Genomic DNA, 21,829 nt, shown 5'->3' with positions numbered 1-21,829 from the left:
CGGATCAGCCCCCGCCCGAGCCGCTGGAGCCCTTCGGGCAGCCGAAGCCGCCGCGCTTGGCGGCGGCCTTGTCGAAGGTGCCGCCGGAGACGGTCGTGCCGCCGGAGCCGCAGTAGTACCAGCGGCCGGCGGTGACGCCGCTGCCGGCCGCGCAGGAGTGGCTGTCGAGGACCTTGAGGGTGCCCGGGTCGACGCAGCGGCTCGGCGTGCCGCCGGAGGAGGAGCAGCCGGACAGCGCCAGCGCGAGGGTGCCGACCATGCCGAGGGCGACGACGCCGGAGCGGCGGCGGGTGGCGCTGCCGGGGGCGACGGCAGGAGCGGCGGACGGTGCGGGGGTGCCGGCGGTTCCGGGGAGGGCCGGGCCCGGCACGGCCGGGCGGCGGACGCCGGCGTCCGGTCTCGGCGCGGGACTGGCGGGCGGCGGCTGGGTCATGGCGTCCGATGGTACGCGCGGGCCGGGACCCCACGGGAGGGGCCCCCGTTCCCCGTCCGGAGCCGGCCCCGATGGGTTATCTTTTGCCGATCCTTGACCGTGGCTCCGGCCCCCGCCCGGGCGGCCCGCCCCACGGCCTGCGACCTGCCAAACGGACCCGGGGGGCCACACCCATGAACGACATCCTGAACGGTCTCGGCGCGGCGGCGGTCTTCGGCGGCGTCGGTGTCGTCCTGCTGCTCCTCGGCATCGTCCTGGTGGACGTGCTGACGCCGGGCAAGCTCGGCCACCAGATCTGGGTGGAGCGCAACCGCAACGCCGCCGTGCTGCTCAGCTCGGCGCTGCTCGGGATCGGCGGCATCGTCTTCACCGCGATCCTCTACACCTACGAGGACTTCGGGAAGGGCCTGGCCTCCACCGCCGCCTTCGGCGTGCTGGGCCTGGTGCTGATGGCGGTCGCGTTCTGGGTGGTGGACGTGCTGACGCCGGGCAAGCTGGGCGCGATCCTGGTCGACCCGGAGCCGCACCCGGCGGTCTGGGTGACGGCCAGCTGCAACCTCGCGGTGGCGGCGATCGTCTCCGCCTCGATCGCCTGACACGATCCCTCCGGTGCCCGGCACGCGTCTTCCGGCACCTGTCACCCGACGCGCGCCGCCCGGCACCCGTCCGACGCGGGCCCGACGGCCGGCCGGACCCCGCGGGCCGCTACGCGCCGACCGGGTCCGGCCGGCCGTCCCGTACGTACTCCCGCCCCCAGGCACCCAGCGGGGCCAGCGCCTCGTTGAGCCGCCGCCCGGCCGGCGTGAGCGAGTACTCCACGCGCGGCGGCACCTCGTCGTACGACGCGCGGTGCACGATGCCGTCCGCCTCCAGCTCTCGCAGATGGGCGGCCAGCACCTTCTCGGTGATCCCCGGCACGTCCCGGCGCAGCTCGCCGAAGCGCCGGCTCGGCCGCTCGGCCAGCGCCCAGAGGATCAGCACCTTCCACTTGCCGCCGATCACGTCCATCGCGGCGTCGATCCCGCACACGTGTGCGCCGGGCCTCGGCACGGTCGCCATGTCCTGTCCACCCACCCCTTCGCCGGCCTGCTCGCTCACCCCAGGGTAACCACCCACTCCGAAGTGCGTACTTGAGCGCCGGTGGGCCCGGAAGCAGGCTGATCGGCATGACCGACAACACTGCTGACGCCCCGTCCGGAACCCCCGCCGGAACCCCCGCCGAGACTCCGCCGGCCCCGCTCACCCTGCTCGGCCTCGGTGCGATGGGGACCGCGCTGGCCGGGGCCTGGCTCGCGGCCGGGCACCCGCTGACCGTCTGGAACCGCACCGCCGCCCGCGCCGAACCGCTCGCCGCGAAGGGCGCCGCCGTCGCCGCCACCGCGGCCGGGGCGGTCGCCGCCAACCGGCTGGTGGTGGTCTGCCTGCTCGACGACGCCTCGGTCGAGGAGGCGCTGTCCGGCGTCGACCTCACCGGCCGGGACGTCGTCAACCTGGTCACCGGCACCCCCGGCACGGCCCGTGACCGGGCCCGCTGGGTGACCGGCCGGGGCGCCCGCTACCTGGACGGTGGCATCATGGCGGTGCCGCCGATGATCGGCGTCCCGGCGGCGGGCCCGTACGTCTTCTACAGCGGCTCGCGCGGGTCGTTCGAGGAGCACCGCGCGGCCCTCGCCGTCCCGGCCGGCACCCGGTACGTGGGCGAGGACGCCGGCCTGGCCGCGCTGTACGACGTGGCGCTGCTGAGCGCGATGTACGGCATGTTCGCGGGCGTCGCGCACGCCTTCGCGCTGGTCCGGGCGGAGGCCGTCGACCCGGTCGGGCTCGCCCCGCTGCTCTCCTCCTGGCTGACCGCGATGACCGGCTCGGTCGCCGCCACCGCCGGGGAGCTGGCGGCCGGCGACTACACCCGGGACGTCGTCTCCAACCTGGCGATGCAGGTCGCCGGCGTGCCGACGTTCCTGCGCACCGCCGAGGAGCAGGGCGTGAGCGCGGAGCTGCTCTCGCCCTACTTCGAGCTGATGCGGCGACGGCTGGCGGAGGGGAGCGGGGAGGAGAGCCTCACCGGCGTGATCGACCTCCTGCGGACCTGAGCCCCGGGGGACGGCCGGTGGCGTTCGGGGGGCGCCCCGGCGGGCCGGACGCCGTGCCGGCACCGCGGCGCGGGTTCCGCGGCGGCGCTCACCCGGCCGCCGGGCGGTCGGCGGGGAGGCGGCGGCGCAGGGTGGGGTCGGTGAGCGGCCGGGGCTGCCAGACGCCGTCCGGGTGGTAGACGTTGGTGCCCGGCGGGACGATGGCGTCGATCCGGTCCAGGGCGGCGTCGTCGAGGACGAGGTCGGCGCCCTTCAGGGCGGCCGTCAGCTGGCCGTGGGTGCGGGGGCCGATGATCACCGAGGTGACCGCCGGGTGCGCGAGCGGGAACGCGACGGCCAGTTCGGGCAGGGTGCGGCCGAGGTCCCCGGCGAGCGCGGTCAGCTGCTCGACGGCGTCCAGCTTGGCCTGGTTGACGGGCAGCGCCGGGTCGAACCGGGCCGGCATCAGGGCCGCCCGGCCGCTGCTCAGGTCGACCGGCCGGCCCTTGCGGTAGCGGCCGGTGAGGAAGCCGGAGGCGAGTGGTGACCAGGTCAGCGCCCCCATGCCGAGCCGCTGCACGGTCGGCAGGACGTCCCGTTCGACACCGCGCGCGAGCAGCGAGTAGGGGGGCTGCTCGGTCCGGAACCGGGACAGGCCGCGCCGCTCGGCGACGTGGTGGGCCTCGACGATCTCCTCGGCGGGGAAGGTCGAGCAGCCGAAGGCGAGGATCTTCCCCGCCCGCACCAGGTCGCCGAGCACGCCGAGGGTCTCCTCCAGGTCGGTGCCGGGGTCGGGCCGGTGCACCTGGTAGAGGTCGATCCGGTCGGTGCGCAGCCGGCGCAGGCTCTCCTCGACCTCGCGGACGATCCAGCGGCGGGAGTTGCCGCCCCGGTTGCGGCCCTCGCCCATCGGGAAGTGCACCTTGGTGGCGAGCACGACGTCGTCGCGGTCGCCGCGGACCTGGAGCGCCTTGCCGACGATCTCCTCGGACTCGCCGGCCGAGTACATGTCGGCGGTGTCGACGAAGTTGATGCCCGCGTCGAGCGCGGTGTGGACGATCCGGGCGCAGTCGTCGTGGTCGGGGTTGCCGATCGCGCCGAACATCATGGTGCCGAGGCAGTGGGCACTGACCTCGATGCCGGTGCCGCCCAGCGTGCGGTAGCGCATGGTGGTGGTCCCCCTGGGTGTGTCGGTGTGTCGGTGCGGTGGAGCGGTGGGCGGCGGTGCTGTGAAGCGGTGCCGCGGCTGCCGACCCTAGGAGTTGGAGCGCACTCCAGGGCAAGGGGGGACAGGGCACGGGATCCGCTCCCGCCCGGAAGGCGTTGCCGAAACAGCAACGAAAGTTGCCTCCCGTCCGTCGTCCGGCGCAGCCTGGCAGTGGAGGTGATCGCCGTGACCGGGACGAACGGAACGAGCGGGACGAGCGGAAGCGGGACGGGCGGGACGGCCGGGCCGGTGCCCGGGAACCCGGGGGACACCGGCCACGACGTGGTCGTGGTCGGCGGCGGCGCCGCGGGCCTGAGCGCGGCCCTGGTGCTGGCCAGGGCCCGCCGCCGGGTTGCCGTGGTGGACGCCGGGCAGCCGCGCAACGCCCCGGCCGAGCACATGCGGGGCTTCCTCACGCGGGACGGCATGCCGCCGGCCGCGCTGCTGGAGGCCGGCCGCGCCGAGCTGGCGGGGTACGGCGTCGATCTGCTGGACGCCCGGGTGGACCACATCGATCCGCTCCCGTCCGGTGCGGGCCCCGGGTTCGCCGTTTATCTGGCCGGCGGCCCCGCGCTGCGGGCCCGCCGGGTGGCCGTCGCCACCGGTCTGCGGGACGGCCTGCCGGAACTGCCCGGCCTGGCCGGCCGCTGGGGCCGTGACGTGCTGCACTGCCCCTACTGCCACGGCTACGAGGTCCGGGACCGCCCGCTCGGCGTGCTCGGCACCCACCCGGGCGCGGTGCAGCAGGCGCTGCTGGTCCGCCAGTGGTCGGCCGACGTGGTGCTCCTCGCGCACGACCTGGAGCTGTCCGCCGACGACCGCGCCCGGCTCGACGCCCGGGGCGTGCGGGTCGTCGAGGGCCGGATCAAGCGGCTCGTGGTCACCGGCGACCGGCTGCGCGGCGTCGAACTGGCGGACGGCACGGCCGTGCCGCGCGAGGCGGTGTTCCTCTTCCCGCACATGGTGCCCCGGGACGCGCTGCTGTTCGGCCTGGACTGCGAGCGGGACGCGCAGGGCTGGGTGACCACCGACCGCACGGGCCGCACCAGCGTGCCCGGGGTGTGGGCGGTGGGCAACGTCGCCGATCCGCGGGCCCAGGTGGTCACCGCCGCCGGAGCGGGCGCCGCGGCCGCCTTCGCGCTCAACCACGACCTGGTGGACGAGGACGTCGAGCGCGCCCTCGCCGCCTTCACCACCGCAGTGTGAGCCCACCCCCTTCCCGAGAGGACGCCGTACCCATGACCCAGCACACCCACCGCGACCACGACCACCGGGGCCACCCGGGCGAGAACCACGCCCACGCTCACGCCCACCAGCACGCCCACCAGCACGGCCACGACGCCGACTTCGACTGGGAGGCCCTCTCCGGCCACCTGGAGCGCGAGGCCGAACTCCACACCCCGGCCGTCACCGGGGCCGCCCGGTGGCTGGGCGGTCTGCTGGACGGCACCCCCGTCCGCCGGGTGCTCGACGTGGGCAGCGGTCCCGGAGTGGTCGCCGGCCTGCTGGCGGAGGCCTTCCCGGCCGCCGAGGTGGTTGCCGTCGACCAGTCCGAGGCCCTGCTGGAGCGCGCCCGGACCCGCTCGGCCGGCCGGGTCGGCACCCGGCGCGCCGACCTGCCCGCCGACTTCGGCACGCTCGGCACCGCCGACCTCGTCTGGTCCGGCAACGCGATCCACCACCTCGGCGACCAGCAGGCGGCGCTGACCGCACTGGCGGGGACGCTGCGCCCGGGCGGCCTGCTGGCCGTCGCCGAACGCGGCCTGCCGGCCCGCTACCTCCCGCGCGATCTCGGCCTCGGCCGTCCCGGGCTCCAGGCGCGGCTGGACGCGGCGCACGAGGAGGTCTTCGCGGCGATGCGCGAGTCCGTCCCGGACGCGGTGGCCGTGGTCGAGGACTGGCCGGCGATGCTGGCCGCGGCCGGGCTGGTCCCCGGCGGCACCCGGACCTTCCTGGTCGACCGGCCGGCTCCGCTGGACGCCCCTGCCCGTGAGTTCCTGCACGTCCAGCTCTCGCGCCGCCGCGAGCAGTTCGGCGACGTCCTCGACGAGGACGACCTCGCGGTGCTGGACGCCCTGCTGGACCGCGAGGCCCCCACCGGGATCCTGGCCCGCCCCGACGCCTTCTACCTCACGGCGCTCACCGTCCACACCGCCCGCGCGGCCGGAGGGGCGGACGCGGCAGGGGCCTGAGGCCGCCCCCCGACCGCCCGTACGCCGGTCCGCCCGCCCGTCAGCGGTCCGGCTTGCGGTGCCGGCCGGTGCCCTTGCGCAGCAGCGGGACGGGCGTGTCCGTCTGCGGGAGCGCCCCCTCCGGACCCCGGGCCGCTTCGGGGCCGGGGCCATGGCCGGGAACGGGCCCGGAGCCGGAGTCCGGCCCGGAACCGGGGTCCCGGGCCGGACGGACGATCAGCGGGTAGGCCCCGGCGTAGTTCTCGGCCACCGCGACGGGCTGCCAGGTGTGGCCGTCCCACTCGACGACCAGCCGGGGCACGTCCTGGAAGAGGTGCGCGGCGCGCCGGGGACCGGGGACGAGCGTGATCGCGTCCCTCGTCCCGGGCGCCCGGCGCCGGCGGGCCCGCTCGGCGTACCAGACGGCCAGCGACTCGTCGGCCCCTGATCCGTCGGTCCCTGATCCGTCGGCCACCGGCCCGTCGGGCGACTCGTCGTCCCGCGCGTCGTCCTCGGCGTCCATCGTCGGCGCCTCCCTCGCGTGTCGGTCGGGACGGCCAGTCTCGCCGATCCGCCCCGGGCCGGGCGATTCCACGATCGGGTGAAAAGACGACAGCCGGACCGGAGTCGCCCGCCCGGTCGCCGGGGCCCGCGGCTCGTGCCGCCCCCCCCGGAAACGCGGCTCGGCCGCCTCCCGCCCCGGGAGACGGCCGAGCCCTGGACGGGGCGGCGTCTACTCCCCGCCGCCGAAGCGCGCGGACCAGGCGGCCAGGTCCTCGTCCGTGATCTTGGCGAACAGCACCGGCGGCACGGTGAACGGCGTCCCGGCCGGGACGGCGTCCAGCGCGCGCGCCGCGTCCGCGTCCACCCAGGTGAGGGCGCGCGCCGGGGCGTCCGCCGGCAGCGCGAAGGCCTCGCGCATCGCCTGCGCCGCCGTCGGGACGAACGGCTCGGAGACCACCGCGTAGAGGTGGACGAGGTTCATCGCCGTGCGCAGCGTCAGCGCCGCCGCCTCCGGGTCGGTCTTCACCTGCAGCCAGGGCGCCTTCTCGTCCAGGTAGGCGTTGCCCGCGCTCCACAGGGTGCGCAGACTCTGCGCCGCCTTGCGGAAGTTGAGCGCCTCAAGCTGGGCCTCGTAGTCGGCCAGCAGCTCGGCGATCTGGGCGCCGAGCCGCTCCTCCGCCGCGCCTGCGGCGTGGCCGGCCGGGACGTCGTCGCCGAACCGCTTGCGGCTGAACGTCAGCACCCGGTTGACGAAGTTGCCGAGGGTGTCGGCGAGGTCCTTGTTGACGACCGAGGCGAAGAGGTCCCAGGTGAAGCTGGAGTCGTCCGACTCGGGGGCGTGCGCCATCAGGAAGTAGCGCCAGTAGTCGGCGGGCAGCAGCTCCAGCGCGACGTCCGTGAAGATGCCCCGCTTCTGGCTGGTGGAGAACTTGCCGCCGTAGTACGTCAGCCAGTTGAAGGCCTTGACGTAGTCGACCTTCTTCCACGGCCTGCGCGAGCCGAGGATGGTGGCCGGGAACATCACCGTGTGGAACGGGACGTTGTCCTTGGCCATGAACTCGGTGTAGCGGACGGTCTCGTCCGCCTCGTACCACCAGGACTTCCAGTCCCGCAGCTCGCCGGCCGGGGCCGCGTCCGACCACTCCTTGGTCGCGCCGATGTACTCGATCGGCGCGTCGAACCAGACGTAGAACACCTTGCCGGCGGCGGCCAGCTCCGGCCACACGTCGGCCGGGACCGGCACGCCCCACTCCAGGTCGCGGGTGATCGCGCGGTCCTGCAGGCCCTCGGTCAGCCACTTGCGGGCGATCGAGGAGGCCAGCACCGGCCACTCGTCGGCGTGCGCCGAGACCCAGTCCTCCACCTGGCCGGTCAGCTTCGACTGGAGCAGGAACAGGTGCGAGGTCTCCCGGACCTCCAGGTCGGCGGAGCCGCTGATCGCCGAGCGCGGCTCCAGCAGGTCCGTCGGGTCGAGGACGCGGGTGCAGTTCTCGCACTGGTCGCCGCGCGCCTTGTCGTAGCCGCAGTGCGGGCAGGTGCCGACGATGTAGCGGTCCGGCAGGAAGCGGCCGTCCGCGTTCGAGTACACCTGGCGGATCGCCCGCTCCTCGATGAACCCGTTGGCGTGCAGCTCGCGGGCGATCTCCTGGGTGATCTCCCGGTTCTGCGGGGAGGAGCTGCGGCCGAAGTAGTCGAAGGACAGCCGGAAGCCGTCGTACACGGCCTTCTGCTGCTCGTGCGCCCGGGCGCAGAACTCCGCGACCGGCAGTCCGGCCTCCTGCGCGGCCAGCTCGGCCGGGGTGCCGTGCTCGTCGGTCGCGCAGATGTACAGCACCTCGTGGCCGCGCCCGCGCAGGTACCGGGAGTAGACGTCCGCCGGCAGCATGGACCCGACCATGTTGCCCAGGTGCTTGATCCCGTTGATGTAGGGGAGGGCGCTGGTGATCAGGTGCCGAGCCATCCTCGGATGCTCCGATTTCTCCCGCAGGCACCCCTGTCCCGGAGTGCCGCGACGGGCGCAGGGTCTGGGGCCTCGACGGGAGGCGGGCACAGGCGCCGACTCCCGGGCAGCCGGCCAGAACGACGTTCCACTGTGGGCGCGCCAATCCTAGCGAAGCCGGCACCACCCCCTCGCGCGCATTTCCGGCGCCCGGACCCCGCCCGCGTCAGCCGACGGCCGTCCAGCCCCAGGGCCGCGGCCCGCGCTCTCCCCGCAGGCAGGCCAGCCGGTGCCGGGCCGGTGCGGCGTACCGGCCCGGATCCGCCGCGGCCTGCTGGAGGGCGAAGCAGGTGACCCGCAGCTCCCGGACGTCCCGCAGCAGCGGGTAGTCCGGCAGGTCGCGGACGTCGGCCCCGTACGCCGCGCAGAACGCCGCGTACTCGTCCGCGGGGACCAGGCCGAAGGTCTCGTGCCCGACGGCGGTGCCGGTGAGGTCCCACCCGGGGGGCCCGAGCGAGGTCCGCTCGAAGTCCAGCAGGTAGTGCGTGCCGGAGGTGACCGCGAGGTTGCCGCCCCAGGCGTCCCCGTGCAGCACGGCCTCCGGCGGTCCGGCGGGCCGGTCCGCCCACGCGGCGCGCAGGCCGGCCAGCCTCTCCCGCAGCCAGTCGCGCTGCTCCCCGTCGAGGGTGACCGCGCCGTCGATCCGTTCGGGCAGCCGCACGAACGGGTCCAGCCGGCCCAGCGGGAGGTCCGGCACGGGCAGTCCGTGCAGCCGCCGGAGCAGCGGGGCGAGTTCCGCCGGCGTCCCCGGCCGGTGCGGGGGCAGCTCCTCCCAGAAGGTCACCGGCCGGCCGTCCGGCGCCACCGGCCCCGGTACCCGTTCCAGCGGCCGGACGGCGGGCACCCCGCACCGCGCCAGCCACCGGGCGACCGCCAACTCCCGCGCGGCGGCGGCCGTCTGGCCCTCCCGGCCGATCCGCGCCACGAGCCCGCCCGGCAGCCGCCACAGCACGTTCTCGCCGGCCCGGATCAGCGTCGCCCCCGCCGCGCCGACACCGGCCAGCGCACACGCCCTCGCCAACAGCGTCCGGCTCGCCTCCACCCCCTCACCCTGTCACCGGCGCGGGGCGGTTGTACGGGCTTTCGGGCCGGCCCCCGCGCGCGGGCGCCCCGCGCGCGGGACCGGTGCGGGGCTACGGCTCGACGAAGTGGTCGAACTCGCCGGCCTTCACGCCGAGGACGAACGCGGCCCACTTGCGGGGCGTGGTGCGGACGACGACCGAGTCGTTCCGGGTGTCGCGGAGTTCGACCATGCCGTCGACGGTGCGGACTTCGAGGGTGTCCTCGCCGCCCTCGCCGCCGGGCGCGGCCTGCTGCTGGGTGTCCATGGGATCGGGGCCTTCCGTGGGTCGGTCCGGCGCCCCCGCTCCTCCGCCGGGAGCCGCCGGAAGGAGGTCGGTCGGGTGGTCGCCCGGGCGGTGGGTCGGGTGGCCGGCCGGGTGGCCGCTCAGGTGCCGGGCCGGCTGCCGGCGACGTGGTCGAACTCGCCGCGCTTGACGCCTTCGAGCCAGCGCGCGAACGCGCCGGGGGTGGTGGTGACGATCGCGTCGGGGTCCTCGGACTCGCGGATCTGGACGAGGCCGTCGGCGACGCGCACCTCGACGCACTGGTTGCTGTTGCCGCTCGTCGAGGACTTCTGCCAGTGGGTCATCGGGGTGCCTAGCCTTTCAGGTCCGTCATGATGCGCCGGATGAAGTCGCGGGACTCCTCGGGGCCGAGGGCGAGGGAGCCGGACTCGGCGACGATGGCGCGGTAGGACGCCAGGTCGGCCTCGGAGTCGATGAACTGCGGCCCCTGGGTCAGGTCGATCTGCACGGTGTCCAGCGCGGGCACCGGTCCCTGGGCGAGGAAGAGGTCCTCGCCCGAGCCCGGGTACGTGTCGACGTCGAACGGGATCGCGCGGATCGTCACCCAGGGGCGGTCCGCGTCGTCGAGCAGGCCGGCGAGCTGCTCCCGGAGGACCGCGGGGCCGCCGAACTGCATCCGCAGCGCGGCTTCGTGTATGAACGCGGTGAACGGCCGCCCGGTGGCGAGGACCTGCTGGCGCTCGGTGCGGAAGGCGGTCCGCACATCGGCGTCGTGGCGCGGCAGGGAGGGACGCAGGCGGGCGAAGACCGCGGCCGCGTACCGGCTGGTCTGGAGCAGGCCGGGGATCGAGGTGGTGTTCAGGACGAGCAGCGACGCGGCGTGGTGTTCGAGTTCGGCGATGTCGAGCATCCCGGCGGGGACCCGCCCCCGGAAGTGGTGCCACCAGTGCGTGCCGCGGTCCTGGGTCATGAGGATCAGGGCCTCGATGAGCCGGCGGTCGGCGCACCGGCAGGCGGCGGCCCAGGACCGCAGGCGGTCGGCGCTGATGCCCGACTTCCCGTTCTCCATCTGCGAGATCTTGGGGACGTCCGTGCCCAGGGCCGCGGCCATGGCCTTGGGGGTCATGCCCGCGTGTTCGCGCAGCCTGCGCAGCTCGGCGCCGAGCCTCTGCTGGCGCACGCTGGGCGACAGGCGTGGTGGCATGCGCGTCTCCCCTCGGTCGGTGCTCTCGGTGCAGTTTGCCGCGCGGTGGACAGCGGGTCCACAGAGTCGCTCGATGGGGTGAGGTGCGCCAAAGGCCGTAGCAATGCTTGCCCCCTTGAACCTAGCGTCGTCGGTACAGGGTTGCCCGATGCGTCCCTCAACCGCACTGGAGGCCGTCGATGGCGCTTCCCCCCGGACGGGTCCGCCGTGCACCGGGCGCGGCTCGAACGTGCGCGCGGGGGCTTGACCCGGTCGCCGCTTTGGCCGATGAGTGGGGTGTGGAAATCATCGGGGTGTGCGGCGAGGCGGTCCGGGCCGTGGTGGCGGTCGATCGCTGATGGCCGTGGTGTTGCTGACCGGTCTGTTGGTGTCGGTGGTCTTCGTCGGAGTGGTGGCGCAGATCATCGCGACCCGTCAGCCGAGGGAACGGCGCCCGGGCAGGGGCGACTTGGCGCCCCGCAAGGACAAGTAGCGCTCACCCGGCGGCGAGCCGCTCCGCCAGCCGCGCCCGCGCCGCCGGCCACTCCTCGCGCAGCATCGAGAAGTACGCGGTGTCCCGCCAGACGCCGGTGGCGCGCCGCTTCTCGCGCCGGTGGACGCCCTCGAAGTGCGCGCCCAGCCGCAGGATCGCGTTGCGCGAGCGGTCGTTCAGGGCGTCGGTCTTCCAGAACACCCGGCCCATGCCCAGCTCGTCGAACGCGTGGCCGATCAGGAGCAGCTTCGCCTCGGTGTTCACCGCCGTGCGCCAGACGGACCGGGCGTACCAGGTGCCGCCGATCTCGACCAGCTCGTCCTCCGCGTGGAACGCGTAGTAGCCGGTGATGCCGACGGCCCGCCCGCTCGCGAGCTCGATCACCGCGAACTTCACCGCGCTCCCGGCGGCCGCCTCGGCGATCCGGAAGTCCAGGATCGCGCCCAGGTCCTCCTCCGTCGCGGGCGCGCCGAAGGGGATCCACCGCCACACCTCCGGGTCCGGGCCGACGGTCGTCCACAGGTCGGACAGGTGCCGGCGCTCCAGCGGCTCCAGGCGGACGTGGCGGCCGGTGAGGGTGACGGGGGCGGGAAGCTTCGCGGTCATGGTCCGAGAAGGTAGCGGCAGTTTGCACTAGCGGCAACCGAATTTTGCGCTAGTTCAAATCGACGAGCCCAAAGGAAAGGCCCCGCGGACCGTGCGGTCCGCGGGGCCTCCCCGGCCGGGGCCTACAGGAACGAGTTGATCTGGATCGTCTCGTCCCGGCCCGGGCCGACGCCGATGGCGGAGATCGGGGCGCCCGACATCTCCTCCAGCGCCTTCACGTACGCCTGGGCGTTCTTCGGCAGCTCCTCGAAGGTCTTCGCCCCGCTGATGTCCTCGCTCCAGCCCGGCAGCGACTCGTAGACCGGCTTCGCGTGGTGGAAGTCCGACTGGTTGTACGGGAGCTCCTCGACCCGCCGGCCGTCGATCTCGTACGCGACGCAGACCGGGATCTGCTCCCAGCCGGTCAGCACGTCCAGCTTGGTCAGGAAGAAGTCGGTCAGGCCGTTGACCCGGGTCGCGTAGCGCGCGATCACCGCGTCGAACCAGCCGCAGCGCCGGTCGCGGCCGGTGGTGACACCGCGCTCGCCACCGATGCGGCGCAGCGCCTCGCCGTCCTCGTCGAGCAGCTCGGTCGGGAACGGGCCGGAGCCGACGCGGGTGGTGTAGGCCTTCAGGATGCCGATGACCCGGTCGATCTTGGTGGGGCCGATGCCCGAGCCGGTGCAGGCGCCGCCCGAGGTCGGGTTGCTGGAGGTGACGAACGGGTACGTACCGTGGTCGACGTCCAGCAGGGTGCCCTGGCCGCCCTCCAGCAGGACGACCTTGCCGGCCTTCAGCGCCTCGTCGAGGACGAGGGTGGTGTCGGCCAGGAACGGCTTGATCTTGTCCGCGTAACCCAGGTACTCCTCCAGCACCAGGTCGGCGGGGATCGCGCGGCGGTTGTAGAGCTTGACCAGCAGCTGGTTCTTGTCGTGCAGCGCCGCCTCGATCTTCTGGCGCAGGATCGACTCGTCGAAGAGGTCCTGGACCCGGATGCCGACGCGGTTGATCTTGTCCGCGTAGGTCGGGCCGATGCCGCGGCCGGTGGTGCCGATCCGGCGCTTGCCCAGGAAGCGCTCGGTGACCTTGTCCAGGGTGCGGTGGTACGGCGTGATCAGGTGGGCGTTGCCCGAGATCAGCAGCTTGGAGGTGTCGATGCCGCGCTCGTTCAGGCCGCTGAGCTCCGAGAGCAGCACGCCCGGGTCGATGACGACGCCGTTGCCGATCACCGGCGTCACGTTCGGGCTGAGGATGCCGGAAGGCAGGAGGTGCAGCGCGTACTTCTGGTCGCCGATGACCACCGTGTGACCGGCGTTGTTGCCGCCCTGGTAGCGGACGACGTAGTCGACGGAGCCGCCGAGGAGGTCGGTCGCCTTCCCCTTGCCCTCGTCTCCCCACTGAGCGCCAACGAGCACGAGTGCCGGCACAGGCGTACACCCCTTCCGGTTGGGGCATCCTGCGTAGGCCGCAGTCTGCCCCGAGATAGACGAAGCCCCTGGCGCAATAGCGCAAGGGGCTCTTGCACCGAGAGATTACCTGAGGAAGGACCGGTTGTGTCGTCCCTGTCCACGCCCGCAACCGGCGGCCCGGAGCCGCTCCTCCTGCTCCTCGACCCGGCGGCCCGGCAGTCCGACGGCGAGTCGGTGCGGATCGCGAAGGACGTTCTCTCGGGTGGGACGGACGTCAAGGTGGCCTGTCCGGAGACGCCTTCCGAGCTCGACCGGGTGCTTTCGCACCGCGGCCGGAGGCGACCGGTGGTGATCGGTTCCGATCTCGCGCTGCAGCGCGTCCTCCAGGCGCTCCACCGTCAACGTGAGCTGGGGGCGGACCCGGTGGGCCTGGTGCCGGTCGGCCGGCCGGAGGAGCTGGCGGCGGCCCGGGCGCTCGGCGTGCCGGTGACCCCGGTGGCGGCGGCGCGGGCCGTGCTGGCGGGCGCGGCGCGGAAGCTGGACCTGCTGGTGGACGACGGCGGCGGGGTCGCGCTCGGCGGGGTGCGGATCCAGGGGACCGGCGCGCGCCGTCCGGCGGGCCGTCCGGTGGGCCGTCCGGGCGGCTGGCGTTCGCTATGGGCGAAACTGGCTGCGGCCGAGCAGGCGACCGTGCTCGCACCGCACCGGACCGGCCCGGCCGGTGTCCCGGCGCGCGCCGCCGCGGCCGGACCGGGCGCGGGGGCCGGGCCCGGCCGGGGCGAGCCGAGCTCCCGGCTGCGGGTCGAGGCCGACGGCCGGCTGCTCGCCGACGTCCACCGCCCGGTCCGGGCGGTCCAGGTGACCCTCCCGGCGGGCGACGCGGCCGGCGGGGGCGTCATGGAGATCGTGGTCCGCACCCCCGGGGCCCTGCTCCGCGTCCGGGCGGCGAGCGTGTCGGTGGCCGGCCGGGGCTTCGGCTACGAGGCGGACGGCCACCCGGTCGGCCCGGTCCGGGCCCGCACCTGGACGGTCCACGCGGGGTGCTGGGGCCTGCTGCTGCCCGCCGGGCCGGGCGCCGGTGCCCCCGGGCGCCCCGGGTGAGCAGGCTCACGTTGGGCGAACGCCGGACGAACGGCCGGCGAAGCCCCGTCCGCGCGCGGAACGCGCCAACGGGCGCGAACCACAAGGCCAAGCGCGTCCGCCGGGAATTCCCGGCCGGCGAAATCCGCCCCCCGTAAGGGGTTTTGTCTACGCGCGTCGCCGACGAGCGGCCGGACATTCCCGCCCGCCCGGGTTCCGAAAGGCCGGGCCGACTGTCCTAGACTCGAAGGCGTGCCACGTGGTGACGGAAGACTCAACCACGATCTTCTTCCCGGTGAGAAAGGCCCCCAGGACGCTTGCGGCGTCTTCGGTGTCTGGGCTCCCGGCGAGGAGGTCGCCAAGCTCACGTTCTTCGGCCTTTACGCCCTGCAGCACCGCGGTCAGGAATCCGCGGGCATCGCAGTGAGCAATGGCTCCCAGATTCTCGTCTTCAAGGACATGGGACTCGTCTCCCAGGTCTTCGACGAGGCCTCCCTGGGGTCGTTGCACGGGCATATCGCCGTCGGACACGCCCGCTACTCGACCACCGGTTCCTCGGTCTGGGAGAACGCCCAGCCGACCTTCCGGGCGACCGTGCACGGCTCGCTGGCCCTCGGTCACAACGGAAACCTGGTGAACACCGCCGAACTGGCGGCCATGGTCGCCGAACTCCCCGGCGAGGAGCACGTCTCCCGCTCCGGGCGGACGGCCGCGACCAACGACACCGACCTGGTGACCGCGCTGCTCGCCGGCCACCCGGACCTCTCCATCGAGGAGACGGCCAAGGTCGTGCTGCCCAAGGTCAAGGGAGCCTTCTCGCTCGTCTTCATGGACGAGAACACGCTCTACGCCGCCCGCGACCCGCAGGGCATCCGCCCGCTGGTGCTGGGCCGGCTGGAGCGCGGCTGGGTGGTCGCCTCCGAGACGGCGGCGCTGGACATCTGCGGCGCCTCCTTCATCCGCGAGGTCGAGCCCGGCGAGCTCATCGCCATCGACGAGAACGGCATCCGGACCTCCCGGTTCGCCGAGGCGAAGCCCAAGGGCTGCGTCTTCGAGTACGTCTACCTGGCCCGCCCGGACACCTCCATCGCCGGCCGCAACGTGCACCTCTCCCGCGTGGAGATGGGCCGCCGGCTGGCCAAGGAGGCCCCGGTCGAGGCCGACCTGGTGATAGCGACCCCCGAGTCCGGGACCCCGGCCGCCATCGGCTACGCCGAGGCGAGCGGCATCCCGTACGGCTCCGGCCTGGTGAAGAACGCCTACGTGGGCCGCACCTTCATCCAGCCCAGCCAGACCATCCGCCAGCTCGGCATCCGCCTCAAGCTCAACCCGCTGCGCGAGGTCATCCAGGGCAAGCGCCTGGTCGTGGTCGACGACTCGATCGTCCGCGGCAACACCCAGCGCGCCCTGGTGAAGATGCTCCGCGAGGCGGGCGCCGCGGAGGTCCACATCCGGATCTCCTCGCCGCCGGTCAAGTGGCCGTGCTTCTTCGGCATCGACTTCGCCACCCGCGCGGAGCTGATCGCCAACGGCATGACCATCGAGGAGATCGGCCGCACCCTCGGCGCGGACTCGCTCTCCTACATCTCGATCGACGGCATGATCGAGGCCACCAAGCAGCCGAAGGACAGGCTCTGCCGGGCCTGCTTCGACGGGGAGTACCCGATGGAGCTGCCCGACCCGGCGCTGCTCGGCAAGCTCCTGCTGGAGGCCGAGATCAAGGGCGGCCAGCAGGCGCCCGCGGTCCGCGGCAAGCCGACCAGCGGGAGCGACCTGGACGGCGTCCAGTCGCTCCTCGGCGGGGCGGGCGCGGCCGACGCGCTGCGGCGGCCGTAAGAGTTTCCGGGTGGGGTCCCGCGAGCCGGGGCCCCACCGCTGTTCCAACCCCCACCACAGACCCGAGAGGGCCGCAGTGACCAGCTCCAACCAGAACGGCGCCACCTACGCCGCCGCGGGCGTCGACATCGAGGCGGGCGACCGCGCCGTCGAGCTCATGAAGCAGTGGGTGAAGAAGGCCAACCGCCCCGAGGTGGTCGGCGGTCTCGGCGGCTTCGCCGGTCTCTTCGACGTGTCCGCCTTCAAGAACTACGAGCGGCCGCTGCTGGCCTCGGCCACCGACGGGGTGGGGACCAAGGTGGCCATCGCGGCCGCCATGGACAAGCACGACACCATCGGCCACGACCTGGTCGGCATGGTCGTCGACGACATCGTCGTCTGCGGCGCCGAACCGCTGTTCATGACCGACTACATCTGTGTCGGCAAGGTCGTCCCGGAGCGGGTCGCCTCGATCGTCAAGGGCATCGCGGAGGGCTGCGCGCTGGCCGGCTGCGCCCTGGTCGGCGGCGAGACCGCCGAGCACCCGGGCCTGCTCGGCCCGGACGAGTACGACGTCGCGGGCGCCGGCACCGGTGTGGTCGAGGCGGACGCGCTGCTGGGCGCCGAGCGCGTCCGGGCCGGCGACGTGGTGATCGCGATGGCCGCCTCCGGCCTGCACTCCAACGGCTACTCGCTGGTCCGCCACGTGCTGCTGAACGAGGCCGGGTGGAAGCTGGACCGCAGGGTCGAGGAGTTCGGCCGCACCCTCGGCGAGGAGCTGCTGGAGCCGACCCGGATCTACTCGCTGGACTGCCTGGCGCTGATCCGGGCGACCGAGGTGCACGCCTTCTCGCACGTCACCGGCGGCGGCCTGGCGGCCAACCTGGCCCGGGTCGTCCCGGACGGCCTGCACGCCCGTCTGGACCGCGGCACCTGGAACCCGCTGCCGGTCTTCCGGACCGTGGCCGAGGTCGGCAAGGTGGCCACCCTGGAGATCGAGAAGACGCTGAACATGGGCGTCGGCATGGTCGCGGTCGTCCCGCCGCACGCGGTGGACGTGGCGCTGTCGGTCCTGGAGGACCGCGGGGTCGAGTCCTGGGTGCTGGGCGACGTCGTCGAGCGCGGCGACGGGCACGAGGGCGGCGCGGCCCTCTACAACGCCTACGAGGGCTTCACGGGCTGACCGCCGGCCACCGCGCGGAGCGGACGCCAAGGCCCTTCCGGCGGTCGCCGGAAGGGCCTTGGCGCACCCGCAGGGATCGGCCCGGCGGGTGCGGGAACGCCGAAAACCGGCCCGGCGCCTCTGGCGCCTGGACCGGTGGACGGCTGCTGCGTCGTGCTGTTACGCGCGGCGGCGGGTCTGCGAGGAGGACCCGGTGTCCAGGTCCGCGTCGTCGTCCTCGTCGTCGGCGGCATACCGAGCCGCGTACTCCGCGTAGGGGTCGTCATCCTCCTCTTCCTCGATCGGCTCCGGCTCGATCGGGGAGGTGGAGGGCGATACGCCCAGCTCGCTGGACAGACGATTGGCGTCGAACCCGCCGCTGTTGTACTTCAGCTCGCGGGCGACCTTCGTCTGCTTGGCCTTGGCCCGGCCGCGCCCCATGGGTCGACCCCCTCAACGATGGGGCTCACGGCCCCGAGTCTGACACGTGTTAACGATCAGGAGCGGCCTGCCCGAATGGGGAGGACCGTCCCTTGGAGCATTAACGGTACCTGTTTCTGCCGCTGGACGGTACGTCGTCGGTGTGACGTGGCGCGCACCGACCGCACCCGAGACCAGGTCTTCCCAGGTCACGGGAGGTTTTGCGGCACTTCGCGCGCTGTCCGGAGGTATCTGAGGTCCGTCGTTCCGGGATCGATTATCCCCCCAAGGGGGGTCCCGGATCACCCGATCGGGTGCAGAATCGAGAATCCGGTTCCACATTGTGATGCGCGGGGGACGGCCGCCGGCCGCCCCCCGCGCACCGCGGTCCGGATCAGCCCCGGCGGGCGCCCGGCAGCAGCACCGAACGCAGCGCGCTGATCTCGCGCATCCGCTTCTCCGCGAGGCGGTCGGCGGCGACGGCCGGGGGGATGCCGTCGGAGGCGGCCCGGGTGAAGATCTCCAGGGTGGTGTCGAAGATCCTCGTGGCCTTGTTCTTGGCGCGGTCGAAGTTGAAGCCCTCGATCTCGTCGGCGACCTGGATGACGCCGCCGGAGTTCACCAGGTAGTCCGGGGCGTAGAGGATGCCGCGGTCGGCGAGGTCCTTCTCGACGCCCGGGTGGGCCAGCTGGTTGTTGGCGGCGCCGCAGACGATCACGGTGCCGTACTCGCCGAGCGCGGCCACGGTGTCGTCGGTGAGGGCGCCGCCGAGCGCGCAGGGGGCGTAGACGTCCAGCTTGGCCTGGAGCAGCGCGGCGGTGTCGGCGACGACCTCCACCTCCGGGTGGGCGGCCCGGACCCGGTTGACGGCCGCCTCGGAGACGTCGGTGACGACGACGGTGGCTCCGTCCGCGACCAGGTGGCCGACCAGGTAGTGGCCGACCTTGCCGACGCCGGCGACGCCGACCCGCTTGCCGCGCAGGGTCGGCTGGCCCCAGCGGGCCTGCGCGGAGGCGCGCATGCCCTGGAAGACGCCGAAGGCGGTGAGGATGGAGGAGTCGCCGGCGCCGCCGTGCTCGGGCGAGCGGCCGGTGACGAACCCGGTCTCGCGCGCGACCACGTCCATGTCCTGGACGTAGGTGCCCACGTCGCAGGCGGTGATGTAGCGGCCGCGCAGCGACTCGACGAAGCGGCCGTAGGCCCGGAGCATCGCCTCGTTCTTGTCCTTGTTCGGGTCGCCGATGATGACGGCCTTGCCGCCGCCGAGGTCGAGGCCGGCGAGCGCGTTCTTGTAGGACATGCCGCGGGAGAGGTTGAGCGCGTCCTCCAGCGCCGCCTCCTCGGAGGCGTACGGGAAGAAGCGGGTGCCGCCGAGGGCCGGGCCCAGCGCGGTGGAGTGGACGGCGATGATCGCCTTCAGCCCGGAGGAACGGTCGTGGCAGAGCACGACCTGCTCGTGGCCGTCGCCGGTGGCGCCGTCCTGGGAGTTGCCGAAGATCCTGCCGAGCACGCCGGGTACGGGGTGCGCGGTGGCGGCGGTCTGTACGTCGGTCACTGTGGTGACTCCAGTATTTCGAGGCCCGCTGCTGTGGTGCGGGCGCCTAGGGCGAAGCGTAGTCGCGCACGCTCGGGCGATCCCCCCGCTTGCCGAAGCTCGGGCCCGTTGTCCGAGGGGTGAGACGGCGGGGGTGCCAGCAGCCCGTTCGTGGCCCGGGGGCGCGTCCGCGAACGGGCCGCCGGGCGGTGCCGGCGCCGCCCGGCCGGCCCCTGCCGCCCGCCCGCCGCCCGCCGTCCGTCCGGCGGCTCCGGCCGGACACTCCCGGGCGGCGGGGGGTGCGTGGGACGATGCAGGACGTGACCGTCGTCCGTACCTCCGTGCTGCCGCCCTACGCCGCGCACCTGCGGGTCTACGAGCCGCTGGCCGCGTACCCGGAAGCCGAGCGCGCGCACTGGCAGGCCTACGCGGCGGAGCACGGGCCGGACGCGCCGGAGGCGGGCCGCTCGGTGGCCGCGGCGGCGCTGGCCGAGCAGCGCTCGGCGCTCGCCGACCTGGTCGGCCGGACCCCGCGGGTGCTGCCGGACCGGGAGAGCGAGCGGGCCTTCGTCCGGCTCGTCGACGGGGTGCTGTACATCTGTCCCTGGGCGACCAGGCTGCGCAGCTGGCAGGCGCTGGAGGAGCTGCGGACGGGGGCGCCGGTGGCGCTGCTGGACACCGCGCTGCCGCCGGCCGCCCGGGCGGTGGCGGAGGCCGCCCGGGAGCGCTGGCGGGCGGAGCACCCGGACGCCCGGCCGTGGATCCTCACCAGCCGGTGGGAGGTGCCGGTCCGGTGGTTCCTGCCCTTCGGGGACGAGGATCGATGCTTCGTTCCCGCAGGGGCGGGGGAGAAGGGGGAGGAAGGGGAAGGGGACCGGGAGGACCGGGCGTCGCTGTTCTACCTGACGCCGATGGCGCAGGCGCGCCGCCGGGTGGCCCGGGCGTACCGGGCACTGCGCGAGGCGGTGCCGGAAGGGGAGCTGGTGCGGGGGGCGGAGCAGGTCGGGCGATGGCTGGAGGAGTTCCATCCGCGGTCGCTGGTGGAGCTGGACTACGGGGGACTGGTGCATCTGCTGGGGCCGGAGCAGCTGGCGGCGGACCGTTCGGCGGGGGAACTGGAGGACGGGCTGCGGGCACTGCGGGCGGGGGACGACGCGGAGGCGCTGCGGGCGTACGAGGCGCTGACGGTCCGCTGGCGGCAGGTGCTGGCGCTGCGTCACGCCAACTGATCCTGAGGGGGCGTCACCGCTGGCCGGAGCAGGTGTCGGTGGTACTTGTAAGACTGTAAGAGTCCTACGGCCCGAGCCGTATGACCTAGGTCCCGGTTCGGGTCAATACCTGTCGAACGTGACACTACTCACCGTTGACGCGAACTCACCCCTATGTGCAAAAATGGGACAACCAGCCCAAGTTCACGTGAGCGTGCCCACTTTTGGGTGGTTCTGGAGTCGATGCGTGCTTTGCGGGGAAACGGCGGGTCTGGTCCCTTCGTAACCGGATGTCACTATGGAGTGACCGCCCGTTATGGGGTGGTCCATCGCCATCCGTCGGGCTTGAACCCGTGAGGGGTCAATTTTGGCGGTTTGGTCGATAGGGCTGGACGGATGGTGTAGTTGTAGACACCAGGACAAGCCGTTCGTCCTATAACCGACTCGGCCCGTCTATGCCATTTCGGGCATCGCGGGCCAAGGTGCAGAATTTGAAGGATAGAACCGCCCTGGTTCGGTTCTCCCGAGGAGGCCGCTCATGACCGCTCGTACCCCCGATGCCGAGCCCCTGCTGACTCCGGCAGAGGTCGCCACCATGTTCCGTGTGGACCCGAAGACCGTGACGCGCTGGGCCAAGGCCGGCAAGCTCACGTCGATCCGCACGCTGGGCGGCCACCGCCGTTACCGTGAGGCGGAGGTGCGTGCCCTGCTGGCCGGTATTCCGGCTCAGCGCACCGAGGCCTGACCGGGCCGAACGCTCGTCGCCCCGCTCCGGGGCTTCAAGGCATCAAGGATTCACGCTCTTTCGAAGGGGCTGCTTACCGGACTCCGCCGGGTCCGGTAAGCAGCCCCTTTGTTCGTCCCTGTACCGGCTTCTACAACGCTGTCGAAGAAGCCCCGGAATGTTGAACTCCGGATAACGATTTGAGGGGGAAGAGGTGGGGGGGATTTACTGTTAATAGCAGTACAATTTTACATATTAAATTAGGCCCTTGTGGGAAGGGTGTTCGAACGGTCGGTTCCCGGAAAGGGCGGGTGACGACGATCACACGGACCGTCACTTGTGGTCTAGACCTAGTCCGGGGTAGAGGAGCGGGTCCGGACAACGCGAGAGGCCCGGAACCAAACGGTTCCGGGCCTCTCGACTACGGCGATCCCGACGGGACTTGAACCCGCGACCTCCACCTTGACAGGGTGGCGAGCTAACCAACTGCTCCACGGGACCAGAGTGTTTCCTGATCCGTCCGCTT

General features: G+C 73.3%; 22 protein-coding genes and 1 tRNA gene. 9 read left to right on the top strand and 14 right to left on the bottom strand.

Annotated elements, in window-relative coordinates; genetic code table 11:
* Positions 1 to 4: 4 nt before the first annotated feature.
* Positions 5 to 433: a hypothetical protein gene (locus ACFCX4_RS01135; RefSeq protein ID WP_376137782.1), complete on the bottom strand. Its 429-nt coding sequence runs from the start codon at positions 431 to 433 to the stop codon at positions 5 to 7.
* Between the two features lie 173 nt (positions 434 to 606).
* On the opposite strand from ACFCX4_RS01135, the gene ACFCX4_RS01130 reads away from it, so the two are divergent.
* Positions 607 to 1,029: a DUF350 domain-containing protein gene (locus ACFCX4_RS01130; RefSeq protein WP_376137781.1), complete on the top strand. Its 423-nt coding sequence runs from the start codon at positions 607 to 609 to the stop codon at positions 1,027 to 1,029.
* A 109-nt stretch (positions 1,030 to 1,138) separates the two neighbouring features.
* Here ACFCX4_RS01130 and ACFCX4_RS01125 read toward each other — a convergent pair whose 3' ends face one another.
* Entirely contained in the window at positions 1,139 to 1,492 is a 354-nt protein-coding gene (locus tag ACFCX4_RS01125) for a winged helix-turn-helix transcriptional regulator (RefSeq protein ID WP_376137853.1), read from the bottom strand.
* Between the two features lie 107 nt (positions 1,493 to 1,599).
* On the opposite strand from ACFCX4_RS01125, the gene ACFCX4_RS01120 reads away from it, so the two are divergent.
* Positions 1,600 to 2,523, top strand: coding sequence for an NAD(P)-dependent oxidoreductase (locus ACFCX4_RS01120; RefSeq protein ID WP_376137780.1), 924 nt, complete (start codon positions 1,600 to 1,602; stop codon positions 2,521 to 2,523).
* An 88-nt stretch (positions 2,524 to 2,611) separates the two neighbouring features.
* Here ACFCX4_RS01120 and ACFCX4_RS01115 read toward each other — a convergent pair whose 3' ends face one another.
* Complete coding sequence (locus tag ACFCX4_RS01115) at positions 2,612 to 3,670, bottom strand: aldo/keto reductase (RefSeq protein ID WP_376137779.1); 1,059 nt, start codon at positions 3,668 to 3,670, stop codon at positions 2,612 to 2,614.
* Positions 3,671 to 3,889: 219 nt separating this feature from the next.
* Here ACFCX4_RS01115 and ACFCX4_RS01110 point away from each other — a divergent pair, with 219 nt between their 5' ends.
* On the top strand, positions 3,890 to 4,915 hold the full coding sequence (locus ACFCX4_RS01110) for an NAD(P)/FAD-dependent oxidoreductase (RefSeq protein WP_376137852.1): 1,026 nt from the start codon (positions 3,890 to 3,892) through the stop codon (positions 4,913 to 4,915).
* A gap of 32 nt (positions 4,916 to 4,947) precedes the next feature.
* Entirely contained in the window at positions 4,948 to 5,901 is a 954-nt protein-coding gene (locus ACFCX4_RS01105) for a class I SAM-dependent methyltransferase (RefSeq protein ID WP_376137777.1), read from the top strand.
* 40 nt (positions 5,902 to 5,941) lie between these two features.
* Here the strand turns inward: ACFCX4_RS01105 and ACFCX4_RS01100 are convergent, their stop codons facing one another.
* The 8 genes from ACFCX4_RS01100 to ACFCX4_RS01065 all read right to left on the bottom strand — a co-directional run bounded on the left by ACFCX4_RS01100 (position 5,942) and on the right by ACFCX4_RS01065 (position 13,378).
* The gene (locus tag ACFCX4_RS01100; protein ID WP_376137776.1) at positions 5,942 to 6,403 is read right to left on the bottom strand and encodes a DUF6087 family protein; all 462 of its coding nucleotides are present in this window, start codon (positions 6,401 to 6,403) and stop codon (positions 5,942 to 5,944) included.
* Between the two features lie 210 nt (positions 6,404 to 6,613).
* Positions 6,614 to 8,344, bottom strand: a complete 1,731-nt coding sequence (gene metG, locus ACFCX4_RS01095) for a methionine--tRNA ligase (RefSeq protein ID WP_376137775.1) — start codon at positions 8,342 to 8,344, stop codon at positions 6,614 to 6,616.
* Positions 8,345 to 8,549: 205 nt separating this feature from the next.
* Positions 8,550 to 9,425, bottom strand: coding sequence for a phosphotransferase family protein (locus ACFCX4_RS01090; protein ID WP_376137773.1), 876 nt, complete (start codon positions 9,423 to 9,425; stop codon positions 8,550 to 8,552).
* Between the two features lie 91 nt (positions 9,426 to 9,516).
* Positions 9,517 to 9,711 carry a DUF397 domain-containing protein gene (locus ACFCX4_RS01085; protein WP_376137772.1) on the bottom strand — a complete coding sequence of 65 codons (195 nt, stop codon included), beginning with the start codon at positions 9,709 to 9,711 and terminating at the stop codon, positions 9,517 to 9,519.
* Positions 9,712 to 9,830: 119 nt separating this feature from the next.
* Complete coding sequence (locus tag ACFCX4_RS01080; RefSeq protein ID WP_376137771.1) at positions 9,831 to 10,034, bottom strand: DUF397 domain-containing protein; 204 nt, start codon at positions 10,032 to 10,034, stop codon at positions 9,831 to 9,833.
* Between the two features lie 8 nt (positions 10,035 to 10,042).
* Entirely contained in the window at positions 10,043 to 10,894 is an 852-nt protein-coding gene (locus ACFCX4_RS01075; protein WP_376137769.1) for a helix-turn-helix domain-containing protein, read from the bottom strand.
* A 475-nt stretch (positions 10,895 to 11,369) separates the two neighbouring features.
* On the bottom strand, positions 11,370 to 11,972 hold the full coding sequence (locus ACFCX4_RS01070; protein ID WP_376137768.1) for a GNAT family N-acetyltransferase: 603 nt from the start codon (positions 11,970 to 11,972) through the stop codon (positions 11,370 to 11,372).
* A gap of 122 nt (positions 11,973 to 12,094) precedes the next feature.
* On the bottom strand, positions 12,095 to 13,378 hold the full coding sequence (locus tag ACFCX4_RS01065) for an adenylosuccinate synthase (protein ID WP_376137766.1): 1,284 nt from the start codon (positions 13,376 to 13,378) through the stop codon (positions 12,095 to 12,097).
* A gap of 126 nt (positions 13,379 to 13,504) precedes the next feature.
* Here ACFCX4_RS01065 and ACFCX4_RS01060 point away from each other — a divergent pair, with 126 nt between their 5' ends.
* From ACFCX4_RS01060 to purM, 3 genes are all read left to right on the top strand, one after another.
* Complete coding sequence (locus tag ACFCX4_RS01060) at positions 13,505 to 14,461, top strand: diacylglycerol kinase (protein WP_376137764.1); 957 nt, start codon at positions 13,505 to 13,507, stop codon at positions 14,459 to 14,461.
* Positions 14,462 to 14,692: 231 nt separating this feature from the next.
* Positions 14,693 to 16,276 carry an amidophosphoribosyltransferase gene (purF, locus tag ACFCX4_RS01055; protein WP_376137762.1) on the top strand — a complete coding sequence of 528 codons (1,584 nt, stop codon included), beginning with the start codon at positions 14,693 to 14,695 and terminating at the stop codon, positions 16,274 to 16,276.
* Positions 16,277 to 16,352: 76 nt separating this feature from the next.
* Positions 16,353 to 17,438, top strand: coding sequence for a phosphoribosylformylglycinamidine cyclo-ligase (gene purM / locus ACFCX4_RS01050; protein WP_376137761.1), 1,086 nt, complete (start codon positions 16,353 to 16,355; stop codon positions 17,436 to 17,438).
* 159 nt (positions 17,439 to 17,597) lie between these two features.
* Here purM and ACFCX4_RS01045 read toward each other — a convergent pair whose 3' ends face one another.
* Both ACFCX4_RS01045 and ACFCX4_RS01040 read right to left on the bottom strand, forming a co-directional pair.
* Positions 17,598 to 17,858, bottom strand: coding sequence for a DUF3073 domain-containing protein (locus ACFCX4_RS01045; RefSeq protein ID WP_376137760.1), 261 nt, complete (start codon positions 17,856 to 17,858; stop codon positions 17,598 to 17,600).
* 373 nt (positions 17,859 to 18,231) lie between these two features.
* Positions 18,232 to 19,347, bottom strand: a complete 1,116-nt coding sequence (locus tag ACFCX4_RS01040; protein ID WP_376137850.1) for a Glu/Leu/Phe/Val dehydrogenase dimerization domain-containing protein — start codon at positions 19,345 to 19,347, stop codon at positions 18,232 to 18,234.
* A gap of 335 nt (positions 19,348 to 19,682) precedes the next feature.
* Between ACFCX4_RS01040 and ACFCX4_RS01035 the strand changes: the two genes are divergently transcribed.
* Both ACFCX4_RS01035 and bldC read left to right on the top strand, forming a co-directional pair.
* A complete protein-coding gene (locus tag ACFCX4_RS01035) occupies positions 19,683 to 20,600 on the top strand; it encodes a hypothetical protein (protein WP_376137759.1) in 918 nt (305 codons plus the stop codon).
* 517 nt (positions 20,601 to 21,117) lie between these two features.
* Entirely contained in the window at positions 21,118 to 21,324 is a 207-nt protein-coding gene (gene bldC / locus ACFCX4_RS01030) for a developmental transcriptional regulator BldC (RefSeq protein ID WP_014137253.1), read from the top strand.
* A gap of 406 nt (positions 21,325 to 21,730) precedes the next feature.
* Here bldC and ACFCX4_RS01025 read toward each other — a convergent pair.
* A tRNA-Asp gene (locus tag ACFCX4_RS01025) sits at positions 21,731 to 21,804 on the bottom strand.
* Positions 21,805 to 21,829: the final 25 nt, after the last annotated feature.

The sequence above is a fragment of the Kitasatospora sp. NPDC056327 genome, from assembly GCF_042261735.1.
Taxonomy (GTDB): Bacteria; Actinomycetota; Actinomycetes; order Streptomycetales; family Streptomycetaceae; genus Kitasatospora.
This window is presented reverse-complemented; position numbering and strand designations above follow the sequence as displayed.

Bases quoted from the DNA above. Each gene is read 5' to 3' on its own strand.
- ACFCX4_RS01135 (WP_376137782.1), bottom strand. From the start codon at position 433: ATGACCCAGCCGCCGCCCGCCAGTCCCGCGCCGAGACCGGACGCCGGC.
- ACFCX4_RS01130 (WP_376137781.1), top strand. From the start codon at position 607: ATGAACGACATCCTGAACGGTCTCGGCGCGGCGGCGGTCTTCGGCGGC.
- ACFCX4_RS01125 (WP_376137853.1), bottom strand. From the start codon at position 1,492: ATGGCGACCGTGCCGAGGCCCGGCGCACACGTGTGCGGGATCGACGCC.
- ACFCX4_RS01120 (WP_376137780.1), top strand. From the start codon at position 1,600: ATGACCGACAACACTGCTGACGCCCCGTCCGGAACCCCCGCCGGAACC.
- ACFCX4_RS01115 (WP_376137779.1), bottom strand. From the start codon at position 3,670: ATGCGCTACCGCACGCTGGGCGGCACCGGCATCGAGGTCAGTGCCCAC.
- ACFCX4_RS01105 (WP_376137777.1), top strand. From the start codon at position 4,948: ATGACCCAGCACACCCACCGCGACCACGACCACCGGGGCCACCCGGGC.
- ACFCX4_RS01100 (WP_376137776.1), bottom strand. From the start codon at position 6,403: ATGGACGCCGAGGACGACGCGCGGGACGACGAGTCGCCCGACGGGCCG.
- metG (WP_376137775.1), bottom strand. From the start codon at position 8,344: ATGGCTCGGCACCTGATCACCAGCGCCCTCCCCTACATCAACGGGATC.
- ACFCX4_RS01085 (WP_376137772.1), bottom strand. From the start codon at position 9,711: ATGGACACCCAGCAGCAGGCCGCGCCCGGCGGCGAGGGCGGCGAGGAC.
- ACFCX4_RS01080 (WP_376137771.1), bottom strand. From the start codon at position 10,034: ATGACCCACTGGCAGAAGTCCTCGACGAGCGGCAACAGCAACCAGTGC.
- ACFCX4_RS01075 (WP_376137769.1), bottom strand. From the start codon at position 10,894: ATGCCACCACGCCTGTCGCCCAGCGTGCGCCAGCAGAGGCTCGGCGCC.
- ACFCX4_RS01070 (WP_376137768.1), bottom strand. From the start codon at position 11,972: ATGACCGCGAAGCTTCCCGCCCCCGTCACCCTCACCGGCCGCCACGTC.
- ACFCX4_RS01045 (WP_376137760.1), bottom strand. From the start codon at position 17,858: ATGGGGCGCGGCCGGGCCAAGGCCAAGCAGACGAAGGTCGCCCGCGAG.
- ACFCX4_RS01035 (WP_376137759.1), top strand. From the start codon at position 19,683: ATGCAGGACGTGACCGTCGTCCGTACCTCCGTGCTGCCGCCCTACGCC.
- bldC (WP_014137253.1), top strand. From the start codon at position 21,118: ATGACCGCTCGTACCCCCGATGCCGAGCCCCTGCTGACTCCGGCAGAG.